This is a genomic window from Streptomyces sp. NPDC054847 (assembly GCF_053610925.1).
Map to the genome: position 1 here is coordinate 1 of NZ_JBSGZJ010000104.1, position 18,172 is coordinate 18,172.

Here is an 18,172-nt window from a genome sequence, read left to right on the forward strand (position 1 = left end):
CCTCAATACGTGCCACTGCCCGCGCCCGATCCGGTGCAGGCCCATCACTCCCATAACGAGCAGAAGTTCCGCAGGGGTCGGGAGCCGGACCATTCCGTCCCGAGCCGGAGTGGCAACCCTATGCGACGGCCGCGGAACCGCCGCCGTCCTGGGCGATGAAGCCGAAGCCCTTTTCCGCGTTGAACCACTTCACGGTGCCTGAAGCCATGCTGCTCTCCAATTTCGGACGCGGGGCACCGGCTGTCCGATGCCCTCTGGGTGAGGTGATCGCCCTGGTCCTCGGACTGCTGAACAGCAAATGCGCCCACGGGAACTCCCCGTGAGCGCACGAGACTTCGGAACCACGACTGCTGTACCTGAAACTACCCCATGAGTGACCGCCCGGCCACAGAACGCGGCTGCGGAAATCCTCACGGCGCACAGGTTGTCCTTCATCGGGCCTACGACCTTCCCGGAACGGACGGCACTTCCTCCCCCGGTGCGACCGGCCCCGGCGGCGTGCCGTCGCCGAACGGCCGCCCGCCGAGCGCCGCACGGTCGTGCGGCTCGAGCCAGCCCGACAGATCCGGGCCGGTCGGCACGATCCCGGTCGGGTTGATGTCGCTGTGCACCAGGTAGTAGTGCCGCTTGATGTGGTCGAAGTCGACCGTGTCACCGAAGCCGGGCGTCTGGAACAGGTCACGCGCGTACGCCCAGAGCACCGGCATCTCGGACAGCTTCTGCCGGTTGCACTTGAAGTGGCCGTGGTAGACGGCGTCGAAGCGCACCAGCGTGGTGAACAGCCGTACGTCCGCCTCGGTGATCGTGTCGCCGACGAGGTAGCGGGACGCTTCGAGCCGCTCCGAGAGCAGGTCGAGCCGGGCGAAGAGGCGGTCGTACGCCTCGGCGTACGACTCCTGCGAGCCGGCGAACCCCGCCCGGTAGACGCCGTTGTTCACGTCCTTGTAGACCACCTCGTTCACCGCGTCGATCTCCGGCCGCAGCTCGGGAGGGTAGAGCTCCGGTGCCCCGTCGCGGTGGTGGGCCTTCCATTCCAGTGACATGTCGATCGTGATCTGCCGGAAGTCGTTGGTCACGACCTTGCCGGTCGGCACGTCGACGAGGGCCGGCACCGTGATGCCCCGGTCGTAGCCGGGATCGCGGGCCAGGAACGCCTCCTGGAGCCGTTCGATGCCGAGCACCGGGTCACGGCCGTCGGGGTCGAGATCGAAGGTCCAGCTGCGCTCGTCGTGCGTGGGCCCGGCTATGCCCATCGACAGCACGCCCTCCAGCCCGAGCAGCCGCCGTACGATCACCGCCCGGCCGGCCCACGGACAGGCCCGGCTGACCACCAGGCGGTAGCGGCCGGGTTCCACGGGGAAGCCGTCGCGTCCGTCCGCGGTGACGCGGGTGGTGATGTACCGGCTGTCACGCGCATACTCCCCGCCAGGGTTCACATAACTCACGCCCTCCCCCTACCCAGGCCCGACAGCGCCGAACGCGGCGACCGGAAGCGACCGGGAAGTACGGTGCGGTGGAGCCGGTCAGGCCGGCCGCGGCCCGGGCGTTCCGAAAAGGGCTGTGTACCGTCGGCCGCCTGTGTGATCATCGCGGGGCGCCGCACACCGTGGCGCACCCGATGCCCCCGGAGGCCTTGTGCTCGTCCGCTCCATCACCGCCGCAGAGTCCGAACGCGTCGCCACGTTCCTCGCGGAGCCGCCGCTCGACTGGATCAGCGCGGACCGCTTCCGCGGGGATTGGGAGACACGGCAGTACCGGCCCGAATGGACGTGGACGGCCGAGGACTCCCACGGCGAGCTGCTCGGGCGGGCCCTGTGGTGGGGCCGCACGGACGCGGAGCTTCCGGTGGCTCTGGACTGCCTCCATGTCCGCGAAGGCGCACCGGACCGCGCGGCGGTGGCCGTGGCGCTCCTCGAGGCCGGCCACCGCGCGTTCCGAGAGCGTGGTGCCGAGCGGGATCCGCTCTACAACCTCGCGCTTCCCCGGGGCTGGCGCGGCGACGCCGGCACGGTGGCCGCGGTCGAGTGGCGGCGCCTCGCAGCCCACCGCGCCGGGCTCACCGACGAGGTCGAGAGACTGCGTTACGAGTGGACGCCGCAGGCGGGCCTGCCCGAGGCCGGCACCAGGCTGACGTTCGCACCGGGTGACGACGCCGCGTTCCTCGACGCGTTCCGCCGTCTCGCCCAGGGCAGCCTCGATATCCGGACCGGACGTGAACTGGCCGCCAAGGACGCGGACGTCCAAGCCCGGGAGGACATGCAGTTCTATCTCGACGCGCCCGGCGAACGGGACTGGTGGCGGCTCGCGTACACGGCCGACGGCACGCTCGCGGGCCTTGCCATACCGTCCAGCACCGGCGGCGACAACCGGAACGTCGGATACCTGGGCGTGGTCCCGGAGCTCCGCGGGCGTGGGCTGATCGACGAGGTCCTGGCCCACATCACCCGTTTCCAGGCGGCAGCCGGCGCGGAGCGGATCACGGCCACCACGGACACCGTGAATCTGCCGATGGCCGCGGCGTTCGACCGCGCCGGCTACGAGGTCACGGAGATCCGCCTGATCCTGGAGCAGCCGCCGAAGCCGTGACCCGTCACGACGCCGCGGGGTCATGACCCCATGGGGCCGCCCGGGAGGCCGGGACCTCGTCGGAGTCAGGTCCCGCGAGCAGCCGTGGGAGTCCCGCCAGATCGCAGCCGGCCTTCAGGTATATGTCGGACAGCATCCGCGTCACCACCGGGTCCGCGGTGCCCAGCGCCTCCGCGATGCGGGCATTGGACCAGCCGCGGGCGGCCCATTCGGCCACGGTGCGCTCCTGCACGGTGAGTGAGTCGGCTGCCGCGGTGTGCGGCTGGAGCGGCCACATCCCCGTCGCGTCCAGTTCCTCGCGGGCCCGCGCCACCAGGGCGTCGGCCCCGCACTGCACGGCCCCCTCCAGCCCGCGGTGCAGTTGCTCGGCCGCGTCCTGCGGGAGCCCGCTGCGGCGCAGTGCCACTCCGTGGTCGATCAGCGCGCTCGCCAGGTCGTGGCCGGACGGAGAGCGCTCGAGGTGCGAGACGGCCTCGGCGAGGACCACGACGCGCTCGGGGCCGGGTGTCACCGCGGCCATCGCGTGCAGCGCCTGCCCGACGGAGGACCGGGTGCCGAACCGCCGCGCCCTGCGGACGCCTTCGGCCGCGAGTTCCCGGGCCTGCTCGGGGTCGGTTGCCGCCTTGGTCCGGGCCAGGTGGAGCTGCCAGGGGCACCATGCCGGGTTGCGCATACCGCGGGGCTCGAGGCGCTCGCCGACCTGTACGAGCTGCTGTTCGGCCTCGCGGCGCCTGCCGAGGGCGAGCAGCAGTTCGCTGTGGACGGTCTGGGCGTCGGGGTACACCACGGCGCTGGGCACGATGTCGCCGTAGTGGTAGGTGGTGGCGAGCTCCTCGGCCTCCTCGGTGCGGCCGCGGGCGAGGAGGATCTCGATGAGGATGCCGATGGCGAAGTACTGCGCCGGCACCCGGTGTCCGACCCTGTCCGCGATCCGCAGACCGTCGCGGACCAGCGTCTCCGCGGAGTCGAGGCGCCCACGGCGGTAGCGGATGTAACCGAGGAGCGTGTAGCCGAAGGAGAGGTGCGCGCCGCGCCAGCCTCTGTCCTGGCACTCCGCGATGCCCTTCTGGAACAGTTCCTCCGCCCGTCCGGGCTGGTCGCAGTACATGAAGGTGAGGGCCACCAGGACCGGGACCTCGAAGCCCCACTGCTCGTCCGTCCACGGCAGTCCGTCGCCGAGGGCCTTCTCCGCCCACTCGAGCGCCGTCGCCGCGGGCTCGCCGCGCACCATCGCGTCCCAGGCCCGCAGGCCCATGATGTAGCGCTCGGCGGTGCCGTTGCCGGTGAGGTGGTCGGCGAGCCGGGCGAGCCTGCGTGAACGGGCGGGCGAGTCCTGCTCGTCGGCCCGGAAGGCGTTCCACATGAACTGCTCCGCCTGCATGTGCAGCCGGGTCCTGGCGTCGGTGGCCCAGCGGGCCCCGTCGGCGACCGTCCGGGCGGCCTCCGCCATCCGGTCGGAGTGGCCGAGGGCCTGCGCCAGCCGGTAGACGATCACCTCCCGCAGGGCCGGGTCGAGGACGGGTTCGTCCAGCGCGGCCCGCAGGTGGTTGACCGTGATCGCGGGTTCCGTCAGCAGCGCGGAGCATCCGAGGTCGAACAGGACCTGGGCGCGGTCCTCCATGGCCGGTGGTTCGCGCAGCGCCCGGGTGAGGCAGCGCCGGGCGGCGTCGGGAGCGCCTGCCCGGAGGTAGTCGCGGGCGGCTTCCGACAGTTGTTGCACCACCCACGGGTCGCTCTCGGGATGCGTCTCGAGCAGGTGCCGGGCTGCGGCGGTGGCGCCGAGACCGGCGTGGGAGATGACCGCGGCGGCCTGGCCGTGCATGGCGACGCGGAACGCCGCCGGTATCGCCCGGTAGACGGCTGTGGAGACGAGGGGGTGGAAGAACTCGAGGCGGTCGGACTCCTCGTCGTTCCCGTCGCGGGCGGGGTCGGCGAGGATGCGGGCCTCGCGCAGTTTGGCGACGGCGTCCGCGGACTCGGCGTCCCCCAGTCCGCCGACGCTCGCGGCCCGGCTGCGGGACGCCTCGGCGCCCAGCACGGCGGCGCCCCAGGCGAACCGCACGGCGGAGGTGCCGAGCCGCTCCAGTCGCTCGACGAGGCCGCCGCCCTTCACCGCCGAGGCCAGTTCCCGCAGTTCGGGGAGGTGGGCGACCTGGGGCTTGAGCCCGCGGTCGGCGACCCTGGCGGCGAGCTCGACCGCCTCGAACGGGTTCCCTCCGGTGACCGCCCAGGTCTCCCGGCAGAACGCGTCGTCGGCGTCCTCCCCGAGGGCGTCCCTGACGATGCGGCTGATCGCGCCGGGCGTGAGCGGCGCGAGGTCGAAGGGGCGTGACCCGTGCCGTTCGGCCAGTTTGCCGAACGCCAGTGCGTCGGCGGGGAGTTCGTCGGGGCGGTAGGCGACGACGAGGAGCATCGGCAGCTCGGTGACCCGCGGCGCGAAGCCCGTCAGCCAGGTCAGCGATTCGGCGTCCGCCCAGTGGGCGTCGTCGAGCATGACCACCAGCGGCGCGTGCTGGACGGCGAACCGCGTGGCGACCCAGTCCAGACCGTCGCGCACTCCCTGCGGATCGGGGGAACTGTTGCCGGCGCCTGCCACCAGGCCCACCGCGGGGGCGACGATGTCGTACCAACTCCCCAGTGTCCTGCGGTGTTCCTCCTCGCTGCCGGCCGCGAGCACGGGTTGCACGAGGTGGCGTACGACATGGAACGCGACGCCCTGCTCCTGCTCTCCGCCCCGTGCGGAGAGCACCGTGCAGCCGCGGGCGAGGGCCCTTCTGCGCACCTCGTTGAGGAGGGTGGTCTTACCGAGCCCGGCCGGCCCGGCGAAGACCAGCAGGCCGCCGGAGCCGGCCGCCGTCAGTCCCTGGGACGGGCCGCTCAGCTCGGCCAACAGGCTCTCCAGCGCCGCTGTTTCCGTCTCGCGCTCCAGCAGCAGTCGCTGCGGCCGCCCCGGCCGGTCTCCCATGTAAGCCATGTCCGTTCCCTCGACCGCGTGTCGTCCCTAGTTCCGGGCCTCGTCCCGGGATCCCAACTCCCGGGTGCGCAAAGCGTACGCAGGCGAGGACGATGTGTAGTCCTCCGCACGGCTATTTCTCTCGGGATGATGTGATCGCGGTACAGCATGGCCGGATCCAGGTACTCTCACCCCTCACCGGAACAGGGGGCGCGTTCAGGGGGCGCACAAGTGACAGTGTGCGCGGGGCGCGCACCCCGTCCCCTCCGCCGACCACGGTCCTTCCACCTGCACAACGCCTAGTCTCGGAACGGCACTCGGACGTGTCGGACACGCACCACGTACCGGTCCGGCGCGCCACGACACCCAGGGGGGCACATGGCACACGAGACGGTTTCCGGCCACCGGCTCCCGGGTCCCGCGAGCCCCTCGGACCCCACCCGGCGCACCGCGGCCATCAGGATCCCGTTCCCGGCGCGGCTGAGCCCCTACGCGGAACGCGCCCGGCAGCACACGCTCCAGTGGGTGCAGGAAACGGGTCTGCTCGCGGGCGACGTGGCGACGGCGGAGTACGACGCGCTGCGGCTGGAGCGGCTGATGGCGTACTTCTACCCCGACGCCACGGCCGCCGACCTCGAGCTGGCCGCGGACTTCAACGCCTGGTTCTTCATCTTCGACGACCAGTTCGACGGAGGGCTGGGCACCCGGCCCCACGAGATCCGCGGCGTGGTGGACGCCCTCGTCGCGACCATGACGACGGACGGCGCACCGCAGGCGTCCGACGACCGGGACACGCCGCTGGTGCGGGGTTTCCGGGACATCTGGCTGCGGTCCACCTCAGGCGCTCCGCAGGAGTGGCGGCTCCGTTTCCGTGACCACTGGCAGGCATACCTCGCCGCGCATGTGGGGGAGGCACACCATCGCAATGCCGACCGCCTGCCCTCGCTCGAGCGGTTCCTGGATGTGCGGCGGCATTCCATAGGCGTGCAGCCGTGCCTCGACTTCACCGAGCGGTGCGGGGGTTATGCCCTGCCCGAGGACCTGCACAGGTCCTTCCCGTTGCGGGAGATGCGCGAGATCACCGGCGATGTGGTGATCTTCGTCAACGACATCGTCTCGCTCGTCAAGGAGCTGGCGGCCGGAGACATCAACAACAGCGTGGTCATAGAGCGGGAGCACAAGGGCTGCACGCTGGAGGAGTCGGTCGAGCACATCACCGCGCTCGCCAACGCCCGGACGGCCCGCTTCGCCCGGCTCGCCGCCTCCCTCCCCGCGACGCTCGCCGAGCAGGGCGTGCCCGCCGGGACACGCGATCACGTCAGCCATTACGTGGACGGCATGCGCCATGTGATGGCTGGCAACCTGACCTGGTCCCTGGCGACGTCCCGCTACGACGAGACCGGTATCGCCGCGGTGAGCGGCGGACGCCGGCGCCCCTGGGACGGTCTCACCACGGCCACGGGCCGGCCACGGCCCGGCACCACCGCAACGCCCGGCGACCGCCGCGCGGCACCGTGAATCCGGAGCCGGGCGCTCTCGTCCGGATCCTGCCCGATCCGGACGAGAAGCCCTAGACGGGCACACTGACCTCGTCGTGCCGCGGGCCTCCGAGCACGACCTTGAGGGCCCCGGTGTCCGTGGCGCGGGCGAAGACGTCGTACGCCTCCTCCATCTGCCCCAGTTCGAAGCGGTGCGTGACCATCGCCGACGCGGCCGGGAGCCGCCCGGCCGCCATCATCCGCAGCAGCATCGGCGTGGAGTGCGTGTCGACGAGTCCGGTCGTGATCGTCACGTCCTTGATCCACAGCTCCTCGAGATGGAGCGCCGCGGGCCTGCCGTGCACGCCGACGTTGGCGACATGGCCTCCGGGGCGCACCATCCGGGTGCATTGCTCGAACGCCTCGGGCACGCCGACCGCCTCGACGACGACATCGGCTCCCAATCCTTCCGTCAGGTCCTCGACCAGTGCCTCGGGGCCTTCGTCGGCACCGACGGTGGCGTCGGCGCCCATGTCCCGTGCCGCCTTCAGCCGGGATTCCGCCAGGTCGACGGCGATGATCCGCCCCGGGCTGTAGAGCTGGGCGGTGGCGATGGTGGCGAGCCCGACCGGCCCGGCGCCGACCACGACGACGGTGTCGCCGGGCCGCACCCGCCCGTTGAGCACGCCCACTTCGTACCCGGTGGGGAAGATGTCGGCCAGCAGCACGGCGTCCTCGCTGTTCACGGCCCCGGGAAGCGGGTGCACCGACAGGTCGGCGAAGGGCACACGGACGTACTCGGCCTGGGTACCGTCGATCAGATGCCCGAGCACCCAGCCGCCGCCCCCACGGCACTGTCCGTAGCGGTTCTCCCGGCAGAAGACGCAGCGGCCGCACGCCGCGATGCAGGAGACCAGCACCCGGTCACCGGGACGGACCGTACGCACCTCGCTGCCGACCTCCACCACCTCACCGACGGCTTCGTGGCCCAGGACCGTGCCGGGTGCCACTTCGGGGACGTCGCCCTTGATGATGTGCAGGTCCGTGCCGCAGATGGTGACGGCGTCGACGCGAATCACCGCGTCGGCGGCGTCCTTGAGGTCGGGGTCCGGAACGTCCTGCCAGGACGTCTGTCCCGGGCCTTGGAACACCAGTGCCTTCATGACGTCGTCCTTTCCGGTGCGGCTCCGCCGGCGGCCGCACGGCGTGCGTCCGGGCCGGTCGCCGCCGGTCTCTTCCAGGGTCCCGCCGCCCCGCGACACCGCAAGTCCTGTTGCCGGCCCTCGCGCTCCCGGAGGGAACGCCCCGTCCGGTGCGCCCCACCGGTTCACTCTCCGGGCCGGGACACGAGCATCTTCCCGGTGTTCTCGCCCCTCAGCATGCCGAGGAACGCCTCCACGATGTTCTCGAACCTCATGACCACTGTCTGGTCCGGCGTGATCCGGCCGCTGCGCAGATGCGGCACCAGGAAGTCTTCGAACTCCTCCTGCAAGTGGGCATAGTCGCGGACGAGTACGCCCTCCAGGCGCAGGCTCTTGCCGACGATGTCGAAGAGATTGCGCGGCGCTGCCGGCGGCCGCGCGTGGTGGTACTGGGCGACCGCCCCGACCCAGGCGATCCGCCCATGATCGCGCAGGACCTCGATGGCGCCCTCCAGGTGGTCTCCGCCGACGTTGTCCACGTAGGCGTCGATCCCGTCCGGCGCGGCCTTCCGGAGCAGTTCACCGACCGGGCCGTCGTGGTAGTCGAAGGCGGCGTCGAAGCCCAGCCGTCCAGTGAGGTGCGCGACCTTGGCGGCGGAGCCGGCGCTGCCCACGAGCCGGCCCGCGCCCATGAGCCGGGCGATCCGGCCGGCCGCCGTTCCCACCCCGCCTGCGGCCGCCGAGACGAACAGGTCCTCCCCCGGCTCCAGCCGCAGCGTGCGGGTGAGTGCCACATAGGCGGTCAGGCCCGTGCCGCCGAGGATGCTCAGGTGTGCGGAGAGCGGGACGCCGTCGTACCGCCGCAGCTTGCGTGTTCCGGCCGTGCCGAGCGTCACCAGGGCGTGGGTGCGCCACCCGCTGCGGTGGAGGACGAGGTCGCCTTCGGTCAGTCCGGGGTCACGGGAGTCGACGACCCGGCCGATCGTGCGGCCCTCCAGCGGTGCGTTCAGCGCGAGGTCGCCGTCCATCATCTCGCGGTGGTACGGGTCGACGGACCAGTGGAGGTTCTCCACGAGTGCCGTACCGGGCCCGGCCGCCGGTACGGGGGACTCGACGAACCTGAACTGGTGGGAGGTCGGGAAGCCCTCGGGGCGGGCGGTCTGGTGGACGGTGAGCGAGGTCTGCGTCGTCATGATCGAGACCGTAGGGAGCTTCCGGCGGGCCGGGCAGTAGGGTGCGTCGATGGAACCACACCATCCATGAATGTCTCTCATAACGGGAGGTCAGCGCCTCGATGTCCGATCTCGCGCCGCAGGAACTGCGGGTGCTCGTCGCCGTGGGTGACGAGGGCGGCTTCTCGGCGGCGGCCGCCGCGCTCGGCATGACCCAGTCGGCGGTCTCGCACTCGGTGCGCGGCAGCGAACGCAAGCTCGGGGCGGTGCTCTTCGACCGGGGGCGCCGCGGGGCCGCGCCCACGGCGGCGGGCGAGAAGGCCGTCGCCCATGCCCGGCGGGTACTGCGGCTGCTCGAGGTGATGGGTGCCGAGGTGCGCGGGGCGGAGAGCCGCTCCGCGGCCGGGCCACTGCGCATCGCCGCCTTCCGCGGCGCCGCGCTCCACCTGCTGCCGCGCGCCTTGGAGGCGCTGGCCAGGAGCCATCCGGAGGTGGTGCCGGAAGTGCGGATCGTACGGGAGGTCGGGCGCGGCACGGCGGGAGAAGTGCTGGACGGGCGCGCGGACTTGGGCATCGCGACGATCGGGACGACTTCGCCCGTACCGCCGGAGTTGATCGGCGCGGTCCTGCTGGAGGAGGGATACGCGCTGGTGCACCCGGCCGGGCATCCGTCACCGCGCACACTGCCGTTGGTCGACTGGGCCGAGAACTGCACCTCGTACACGCGTACTTGGTGGCAGGAGCAGGAATGGCTGCCGCCGGCGACGGTCGAGGCCCAGGACGACGGAGCAGTGCTCTCGTTGGTGAGCAGCGGTTTCGGCATGGCTGTCATGCCGATGTTGTCACTGATCGGAGCACCGGACACCGTCGAGATCATTGATCTCGGCCCGGAGCGCCCCTCACGGTCGGTCGGCTATGTCACCACCCGCGAGCTGGCGGCATCGGCCGCCGTCCGGGCCTTGATCCGGGAGCTGCGAGCGCCGGGCGGGTCGGACTTCTCCGGCTCTTCCGGCGTCCGGAGCGGGGCCGGGCGGGGCCGGGCGGGGCCGGGCGGGGCCGGGCGGGGCCGGACCGGGTGACCTAGGCTGCGCCGGGCCCGTCGAGGAATCCGAGCAGCACGGCGGCCTCCGCGCGGAGTCGAGCGGCCCGGTCCGCGTGGGCCGGCGCGGTCAGTTCCGCCGCCGCCTCCAGCCGTTCGGTGATCTCGGCGCGCACGATGTCAGCGGTGGCGTGCTCGCTCAGCTCTCGCCGCGCGACCTCGGTCGCGCCGGCGCCGACCGGCGACTCCTCAAGGGACGCCGCCCCACGGACGCCGGCTGAACTCATGGGCACCGCCTCTGCGTTGTCCAGCGCCGCGAGCGTCGCGCGGAGAGCGCTCACCGCGACCTTGTCGCGGGCGCGCATGGCTTGGGGCAGGGATTCACGCATATGGATACGCAGAGACATGGGGGTGACCCTATGGCCGCGCCCCTGGCCCTACAACGAGATTTCCGCCCGTCGGCATGCCTGTCGAAACGCGCGGAGAGCCGCCCCGAGGGGAGCGTCGACGTGCCTGCCCGGACGGCCGGGCCGACGCCCGCGCTGAGCCCGGGCCGCGAAAGTCAGGTGCCGCCCCGGACCGCAGGCCGGAACGTTGCGGGGTCGGCCTGCCGGTGCAGCGGCCCGGACGACCGCGCACGGAGACCGTTCGTCGTCTCCGGGGAGGCACTGGGTGTGCTCGTCCGGGACCGGTGTGTGGGCAGCCCCGCTCCGCTGTGCCGGTACACCAGGGCGGACGTATTGTCCATATATGGTCGATGAACGGTGTGATCGAAGCGGTGCTCGGCCAGCGGGTCCGGCCGGGCCCGTGGCGCGTTCGGCGGTTGCGGCGCACCGGCGGACGGGATCCTGCCGGGCCGGCGGCGGCGCGCGACCGGCCGTGAACGGCGAGGCGCGCACCCGCCGCGGCGGCCGCGGCGACGTCACTGCGCACATCGTGGCCAGGTGAAGGAGCATGCAGCCCGCCGACACGGACGCGTCCTCCGCGCCGGGGCTCGAGCAGCTCGCCCATGTCATGGGCCACGTCGTGCGGGACACCGGTGCATCGGTCGGGCTGGTCTACCTGCTGGAGCCGGACGAGCGCATGCTGCGTCTGGCGCTGGTGTCGGGGGCGTCCCAGCGGATCACCGCGCCGTGGTCACGTATCCCCCTCGACACGTCGATCCCGGTGGCCGACGCGATGCGCAGCAAGAAGCTGGTGTGGCTGGGCAGCCAGGAGGAGATCGCCCGCCGCTATCCACGTCTGGGGATCGTGCTCCCGTACGACTTCATGCTCGGGGCCGCGCCCGTGGTCGGCGGGGACCGTGTATGGGGCGGGATCGTGCTGTTGTGGCCGGTCTGGCACCCGCCGCGGCTCAATGCCCACGAGCGGGACGCCGTCGACGGCTTCTGCCACCGCGCGGGGGACATCCTGCGCGACGCGGCCGACAGCGGTCACCGGCTACTGCCCGAAGGTGAACCGCGGATCGTGGCGCCGCCACGTCCTCGGGAGACCGACCCGGCGCAGGCCGTGGCCGCGCACCGATTCGCCGAACGCCTGCCGGTCGGCTGCTGTGCGCTGGACCTGGAGGGCCGGATCACGTACATCAATCGGGCGGGCGCCGAGCTGGTCGGCGCCGGAGCGGCCTCTCTGCTCGGCAAACGCCCCTGGGAGATCCTGCTGTGGCTGCAGGACCCTGTGTTCGAAGAACGCTACCGGGCCGCGGTCGTCTCCCGGCAGCCGACGTCCTTCGTCGCCGTCCGCTCGCCGGACGCCCGGTTGTCCTTCGAGTTGTACCCGGACGAGACCGGCCTCAGCGTGCACATCACGCCCGCCGCGGAGGACGGGGCCGCGCCCGTCGTACAGCACCCGACGCGTCCTGCCGAGGCCGTCAACGTCATGGCGCTGTACCAACTGACGCATCTGGCGGCCAGCCTCTCCGAGGCCGTGAGCGTCCAGGACGTGATCGACCTGGCCGCCGACCAGATCGTTCCCGCGCTCGGTCCCCAGGGCCTGGTCCTCATGACGGTGGACGAGGGTCGGCTGCGGGTCGTCGGCCACCGCGGCTACAGCGGCGAATTCCTCGAGCAGGTCGACGGCACGCCCCTGACGGCGGACGTCGCCGGCGTGCACGTGGTGGCGACGGGAGCGGCCGAGTTCTTCCCGAGCTTCGACGACTTCCGGCTCGCCCATCCCCACGCCCCTCGCTACGGGGAGAGGAGCGCTTGGGCGTTCCTGCCTCTGACCGCCTCGGGCCGCCCGGTGGGATCCCTCGTCCTCTCCTACGACCGGCCGCGGCCCTTCCCTCCGGCGGAGCGTGCCCTGCTGACCTCCCTGGCCGGGCTGATCGCCCAGGCCGTCGACCGCGCCCGGCTCTACGACGCCAAGCACACCCTCGCCCACACCCTGCAGACAGGGCTGCTGCCCCACCGCTTGCCTTCCGTCGCCGGACTGGACGTCGCCGCCCGCTACCGGCCCGCCGGCCACGGCATGGACATCGGCGGCGACTTCTACGACCTGATCCGCTGTACGGCGACCACGGCGGTCGCCGCCATCGGCGACGTCCAGGGACACAACACCACGGCCGCGGCCCTCATGGGGCAGGTCCGCACCGCCGTCCACGCCCACGCCACCGCGGGCGCGTCACCCGGCGACATCCTCACCCGGACCAACCGCCTGCTGACCGATCTGGACCCCGGCCTGTTCACCAGCTGCCTCATCGCCAAGCTCGACCTCGCCCACCACCGGGCGCACCTCGCCACCGCCGGGCACCCGCCGCCGCTGCTCCGCCACCCCGACCGGCGCACCGAGGTCCTCGACGTTCCCCCGGGCCTGCTCCTCGGTATCGACGAGAGCGCCCAATACCCCACGACGGAGATCGCTCTCCCGCCGGGCACCGTTCTGGCCCTGTACACCGACGGACTGGTGGAGGTCCCCGGCGTCGACATCACCGACACCACGGAAGGTCTCGCCCGGCGCCTCGCGGAATGCGAAGACCACGACGTGGACGACATCACGGACTGCCTCGTCCACCACGCCGACGGCTCCGCCGCCCGCACCGACGATGTCGCTCTGATCGTCGTCCGGCCGCAGCTCTGACCGGTCGCGCTCCTGATCAGTCGACGTACGACTCGAGCGTGCCGCGACGCCGGATGTCGAGTGTGGCGCAGTGGAACGAACCGCCGAACGGCGCGTAGTGGAGCAGGTCGCCGGGGATCGGCTCGAACCCCCATTTCTCGAGTGCGCGCAGCATCCCGGTGTGATGCCGCTCCGCGATCACCCTCTTCTCGTCGATCACGAGAATGTTCATGCTCAGCCACTTGCCGCACATCGAGGTGATCTTGAGCAGGTGCTCGCCCATCGGATCGGGCTCGGGGGCGATCAGGATGTCCCACGAACTCAGGACGTCGGGCAGCCGGTCGATGTCGATGTATTCGGGATTGACGAGTACCTTGCCGGGCGAGAGCGGCAGGAACGTCGTATCGATGTGCATGGGCGTGCGGCAACGGCTCTCGATCTCGTGAATGCGATAACCGGGCCCGAGATGGCGCCGCAGCCATTCGATGCCCATCCGATTGGTCACGTTGCTGCGGGTGACGAACAGGTCGCGTCCCGCGCGCACGAAATCCGCGGCGTCGAAGACCGGCTCGAACTCGGTGAGGATGTAGCGCATGGGCTCACCGGGCCCGGGAGTACGGAAATCCGCCTCGAACAACGCGTCGGTGAGCTGCGGCCTCGGTGCCGCCGTCCACCGCGCTCCGCGGCGGAAGTAGTCCTTGAGGATCGCGCGGTAGGAATGGGTCTCGAAATACCGGCACGGCCAGGCCATCGGGGTCTCGATGATCTCGTCGCCGATCACGAGCATGCTGTCCCGGGGGCAGGTGTTGCAGAATCCCCGCGACGACCAGTCGGGGGTGCTGAAGCGTTGCCTGTGGTCGATCGCGTCGGGGCGCCTGACGGTGACGCCGAGGGATTCGAGGAGGGCGACGAACTGCTCGAGTTCGTGCTGCGCCGGCTCGATCAGTCTGCGCGGGTACCTGTAGCCCGCGGCAAGTCCCTGCACCCGCGCCCCCCATGGGGGGATGTTGCACGCCACGACCGGATGGCGGGAGGGAATCGTCGCGCCGTCCAGACGCCCGACGATGATCTCCTCCAGCGGATCCCACTCGTTGTGCGAATTGACCGGCGACACGAGTGGACCCGCCGTGTCGGCGGCCGGTTCCGACGGCGCCGGCATCAGGGGTGCTCCACAGTCCGCATTCGGTCATGGTTCCCGGCCGATACCTTCCGAACGCCGGGCCTCCGCAACACCGTCATGCTCAACCGCTCCCCATCGCAGATTCGGTGACTCACCGCCCATGCCACGTTACCGTGAGGCACATGGGAACTCTGTCGTCCGGCGCCCGGAGAGTGAACCCGCAGCCTTCTTCAACACGCTGAGATGCCGAAGAGGGGCGGAGTCGGCTGCCGCATTTCCGCAAGGAGAACCGGCGGGTCGCAACAGCCGAGGAGCGGTCGTGAAATACGCGGCGGCCGTGACCCTATGCCGGCGTGGGCAGCCGGTCGAGGCGGTCGCGGTGGGCGGGCGGCAGTCGGAGACCTTCGGCGGCGAGGTTCTCTTCCAGGTGGTCGATCCGCGTGGTGCCCGGGATCGGCAGCACGACCGGCGAGTGCCCGAGGAGCCACGCGAGCACGACCTGGGTGGGTGTGGCGTCGAGCTCGGCCGCCACGGCGGCGATCTCGGCCGTCGCCCCCGACTTCCCCCAGGCGACCGGCCGCCACGGCAGAAAGGCGATCCCGGCCGCTTCGCACGCCGCGAGCACGGGTTCGTGCTCACGGTCGAGCAGGCTGTAGCGATTCTGCACGCTCGCGATGTCGACGATCTTTCTCGCCTGCTCGAGCTGGGCGACGGTGACCTCGGACAGACCGATCCGGCCGATCTTGCCCTCGGTCCGCAGGTCCCGCAGCGTACCGACCTGGTCGGCGAGCGGCGTCTCCGGGTCGATACGGTGCAGTTGGAGCAGCTCGATCCGCTCGACGCGCAGTCGGCGCAGTGCCTCCTCGACCTGGCCGCGCAGGACGCCCGGCCGGCCGTCGAGCCGCCACTCGTCCGAGGGACCTGATCGCGCGACGCCGACCTTGGTAGTAATGACCAGCCCGTCCGGGTAGGGGTGGAGGGCCTCGGCGAGGAGTTCCTCGTTGGCACCACCGCCGTACAGGTACGCGGTGTCGATCAGCGTGACGCCCAGTTCGACGGCCCGCCGGGCGACGGCGACAGACGCTTCCCTGGCAGGCCCGGGCTCCGTCGGCAGGTGCATGGCCCCGAAACCCAGCCGCCGCACGGTCAGATCGCCCCCGATACGGAACGCGTTCGATGTCATCTGCTGCCTTCGCCCCCTTGTTCAGGCGGCAACGCTAGCAGCGCAGTCGGCCACGGACGGCCGTCCAGGTGCCGGTCGGTGATGCGGAACCGGGCGCCGGACGCGCGCAGTTGAGCTGCCAGGTCCGGCCGACCGGTCCCCGGCGGCAGCGGTCGGCGCACTTCATGGACCGTGGCGCTCACCAGGTCGGCCAGACCCGCCCGGTCCGCGGCGGCGCGCAGCTGATCGAGGCTTCAGGGTCCGGCACGAACAGGCTCAGCCGGTAGGTGGTCGGATGCACCACTCGTCCGCAGAGCGTGTCGATCCGGGCCGTCGCCCAGTCGATCCCCACGTCCGCGGAACGCAGACGGCGCAGGTGAGCACGGAACTCCGACGCGTCCTGGGTCTCGAACACCACGTCCCAGCGGCCGGCGCCAGGAGCGGTGACGCGTCGACTCGCGTCCTGCTGTCGGCGTTTCCTCTTCCGTTGTCCTGGCACGGGCCCAGCATCGCCCGCCGGGCGCCACCCCGGCAAGGCATTACCCCGGGCACCGGCCGGGCCGCGTGCCCGGGCGACCGGACCGGCGTGCAGGGGCGTGATCCGCGCCAGGCAACCGCTGTTGGCAGCTGGTGCACCGTCGGGACTGCTCACCACGCGCGGTACGCCCGTGGCGAGGATCGCCGAGGTGACGTTCGCCAGTACGCACCGGCGGCGCTGCCCGTAGCGGTTCGGCCCGCGGTGTTCGGTGACCGACGGTGCCTCCCCGCAGCCGTCACCCCGTACGTCGACCACCGCGTGCCGGCACACCGGCTCGGTCGGAGGGAGCTGCCCACACCGCCAGCGAGTGTGTCCGCGGGTGTTTGGCGACGGCGAGACCCGCGGCGGAAAGGATCGTCTCCAGCGCGTCCTCTATCGCCGGGTAGGCGGCGAGCAGCAGTTTGTCGGCGGAGCGGCGCGTCAGGTGGTGTTCGGAGTCCTCGAACAGCCGGTTCGTGACATGCCAGCTGATCACCACATGGTCCGCGGGCGCGGAGACCCTACTCCCCTGCTCGAGGAAGACCCCGCCGTCGCCGGTGTCCACCGCCAGAGGAAGGCCGGCCAGACGCACCACGTGGCAGATCCGCTCCACCAACTGAGTGGGCAGCAGCTGCTCCTCGGGCGTCGGAGTGTGCTCTGTGTCGTGTCCGCTCGGTCTGTCCGCAACTCCTGTCATGCCGTCCAGACTGCCCGGACCCTGCGTGCAGAAAGCTTCCTCTGCCTCCCTGTGGGGAGCACACGCAGCAGATTCCGGACGACTGCGCGCCCCAGCGCACGCGCCCGCGCGAGCGGGGCCCGGCCGGCGGGTGCCGTAAGGGCGGCCGGTGGCCTTGGTGTGATCTGCCGCACACGCTGTCACAGTGATCGGCCGCCCGGTGTCTTGTATGCCGGTGCGGATGCACACTCGAAGGCCGTCGGCGACCAGGCCCGGCCGCGAAGAGAGGGGCCAAGAGATGAGCGACCACCCCGCCGATCCGGCGACCGACACGTTCGTCGTCCACCGCAACCTGCTCTTCACCGTCGCCTACGAGATGCTCGGGTCGGCCGCCGACGCCGAGGACGTCCTCCAGGAAACATGGCTGCGATGGGTCAAGGTCGACCTGGAACAGGTCCGCGACCACCGCGCCTACCTGGTCAGGATCACGACCCGGCAGGCATTGAACCGGCTGCGCACCATGAAACGCCGCAAGGAGGCCTACGTCGGTCCCTGGCTCCCCGAGCCCCTGCTCACCGCACCCGACGTGGCCGAGAACGTCGAACTCGCCGAGAGCGTTTCTATGGCGATGATGCTCGTCCTCGAAACCCTGTCGCCGACGGAACGCGCCGTCTTCGTGCTGCGCGAGGCCTTCGACGTCGGCTACGACGAGATCGCGGCCGCCGTCGACAAGAGCCCCGCGGCCGTCCGCCAGATCGCCCACCGCGCCCGACGGCACGTCGACGCCCGCCGCCCCCGTCAGGCGGTCACCCCGGGCCAGACCCGGGCCGCACTGGAGTCCTTCCGGCGCGCGCTCGAAACCGGCGACCCGCAGGAACTCCTCGACGTGCTCGCCCCCGACATCGTCCTGATGAGCGACGGGGGCGGCATCAAGCAGGCCGCGCCGCGGCCGATCATCGGCGCCGACAAGGTGGCCCGCTTCATGATCGGTGGTCTCGGCAAGAACAAGCTTCCGCTCGCCGTTTCTCCCACCATGGTCAACGGCAGCCCCGCACTCCTCGTTCATGTGGACGGCGAGATCGACGGCGTCATGGCGATCAGCCTGGAGGACGCCCGGATCACCGGCCTCTACTACGTCCGGAACCCCGAGAAGCTGAACCGCGTCGAAGCCGAGACCCCGCTCACCCTGCGGTGAACACCGGCGGCGGAGCCTTGCCGTGGCGCCGGACCCGGCCCGGGCAGCGCCGGACCCGGCCGGGGCGGCTGGTGC

14 protein-coding genes and 2 pseudogenes are annotated in these 18,172 nt (G+C 71.5%); 5 read left to right on the top strand and 11 right to left on the bottom strand.

From position 1 onward, the window contains the following. The 3 genes and pseudogenes from ACWGH4_RS13785 to ACWGH4_RS13795 all read right to left on the bottom strand — a co-directional run. A pseudogene (locus ACWGH4_RS13785) lies at positions 1–144 on the bottom strand (signal peptidase I); the annotation flags it as partial. Further along, positions 137–208: pseudogene (locus ACWGH4_RS13790) on the bottom strand (cold-shock protein); the annotation flags it as partial. The pseudogenes ACWGH4_RS13785 and ACWGH4_RS13790, both read right to left, overlap by 8 nt. A gap of 232 nt (positions 209–440) precedes the next feature. Next, positions 441–1,445: a glutathione S-transferase family protein gene (locus ACWGH4_RS13795; RefSeq protein WP_453459740.1), complete on the bottom strand. Its 1,005-nt coding sequence runs from the start codon at positions 1,443–1,445 to the stop codon at positions 441–443. A 190-nt stretch (positions 1,446–1,635) separates the two neighbouring features. Between ACWGH4_RS13795 and ACWGH4_RS13800 the strand changes: the two genes are divergently transcribed. After that, positions 1,636–2,586 (top strand): GNAT family N-acetyltransferase, encoded by a 951-nt coding sequence (locus ACWGH4_RS13800; RefSeq protein ID WP_453459743.1) that lies wholly within the window; start codon positions 1,636–1,638, stop codon positions 2,584–2,586. Positions 2,587–2,590: 4 nt separating this feature from the next. Here ACWGH4_RS13800 and ACWGH4_RS13805 read toward each other — a convergent pair whose 3' ends face one another. Then, positions 2,591–5,560, bottom strand: coding sequence for an ATP-binding protein (locus ACWGH4_RS13805; protein WP_453459746.1), 2,970 nt, complete (start codon positions 5,558–5,560; stop codon positions 2,591–2,593). A gap of 357 nt (positions 5,561–5,917) precedes the next feature. On the opposite strand from ACWGH4_RS13805, the gene ACWGH4_RS13810 reads away from it, so the two are divergent. After that, positions 5,918–7,057 carry an isoafricanol synthase gene (locus ACWGH4_RS13810; protein WP_453459749.1) on the top strand — a complete coding sequence of 380 codons (1,140 nt, stop codon included), beginning with the start codon at positions 5,918–5,920 and terminating at the stop codon, positions 7,055–7,057. A gap of 52 nt (positions 7,058–7,109) precedes the next feature. Here the strand turns inward: ACWGH4_RS13810 and ACWGH4_RS13815 are convergent, their stop codons facing one another. Together ACWGH4_RS13815 and ACWGH4_RS13820 are read right to left on the bottom strand one after the other, a co-directional pair. Then, a complete protein-coding gene (locus tag ACWGH4_RS13815; RefSeq protein ID WP_441266910.1) occupies positions 7,110–8,180 on the bottom strand; it encodes an alcohol dehydrogenase catalytic domain-containing protein in 1,071 nt (356 codons plus the stop codon). A gap of 164 nt (positions 8,181–8,344) precedes the next feature. Continuing rightward, a complete protein-coding gene (locus ACWGH4_RS13820; RefSeq protein ID WP_453459753.1) occupies positions 8,345–9,352 on the bottom strand; it encodes an NADP-dependent oxidoreductase in 1,008 nt (335 codons plus the stop codon). Between the two features lie 101 nt (positions 9,353–9,453). On the opposite strand from ACWGH4_RS13820, the gene ACWGH4_RS13825 reads away from it, so the two are divergent. Further along, positions 9,454–10,410: a LysR family transcriptional regulator gene (locus ACWGH4_RS13825; protein ID WP_453459756.1), complete on the top strand. Its 957-nt coding sequence runs from the start codon at positions 9,454–9,456 to the stop codon at positions 10,408–10,410. Between the two features lies 1 nt (position 10,411). Here ACWGH4_RS13825 and ACWGH4_RS13830 read toward each other — a convergent pair whose 3' ends face one another. Next, on the bottom strand, positions 10,412–10,735 hold the full coding sequence (locus ACWGH4_RS13830) for a hypothetical protein (RefSeq protein WP_441266972.1): 324 nt from the start codon (positions 10,733–10,735) through the stop codon (positions 10,412–10,414). 589 nt (positions 10,736–11,324) lie between these two features. Here ACWGH4_RS13830 and ACWGH4_RS13835 point away from each other — a divergent pair. Continuing rightward, complete coding sequence (locus ACWGH4_RS13835; protein WP_453459759.1) at positions 11,325–13,448, top strand: SpoIIE family protein phosphatase; 2,124 nt, start codon at positions 11,325–11,327, stop codon at positions 13,446–13,448. Positions 13,449–13,464: 16 nt separating this feature from the next. On the opposite strand, the gene ACWGH4_RS13840 is transcribed toward ACWGH4_RS13835, so the two are convergent. The 4 genes from ACWGH4_RS13840 to ACWGH4_RS13855 form a co-directional block, all read right to left on the bottom strand. Continuing rightward, entirely contained in the window at positions 13,465–14,586 is a 1,122-nt protein-coding gene (locus ACWGH4_RS13840) for an amidinotransferase (protein ID WP_453459762.1), read from the bottom strand. Positions 14,587–14,890: 304 nt separating this feature from the next. Next, positions 14,891–15,730: an aldo/keto reductase gene (locus ACWGH4_RS13845; RefSeq protein WP_453459765.1), complete on the bottom strand. Its 840-nt coding sequence runs from the start codon at positions 15,728–15,730 to the stop codon at positions 14,891–14,893. Between the two features lie 178 nt (positions 15,731–15,908). Beyond that, positions 15,909–16,208, bottom strand: coding sequence for a hypothetical protein (locus ACWGH4_RS13850; RefSeq protein ID WP_453459768.1), 300 nt, complete (start codon positions 16,206–16,208; stop codon positions 15,909–15,911). Positions 16,209–16,482: 274 nt separating this feature from the next. After that, complete coding sequence (locus ACWGH4_RS13855) at positions 16,483–16,923, bottom strand: hypothetical protein (protein WP_453459771.1); 441 nt, start codon at positions 16,921–16,923, stop codon at positions 16,483–16,485. Between the two features lie 277 nt (positions 16,924–17,200). On the opposite strand from ACWGH4_RS13855, the gene ACWGH4_RS13860 reads away from it, so the two are divergent. After that, a complete protein-coding gene (locus tag ACWGH4_RS13860) occupies positions 17,201–18,097 on the top strand; it encodes an RNA polymerase sigma-70 factor (RefSeq protein ID WP_453459774.1) in 897 nt (298 codons plus the stop codon). Positions 18,098–18,172: the final 75 nt, after the last annotated feature.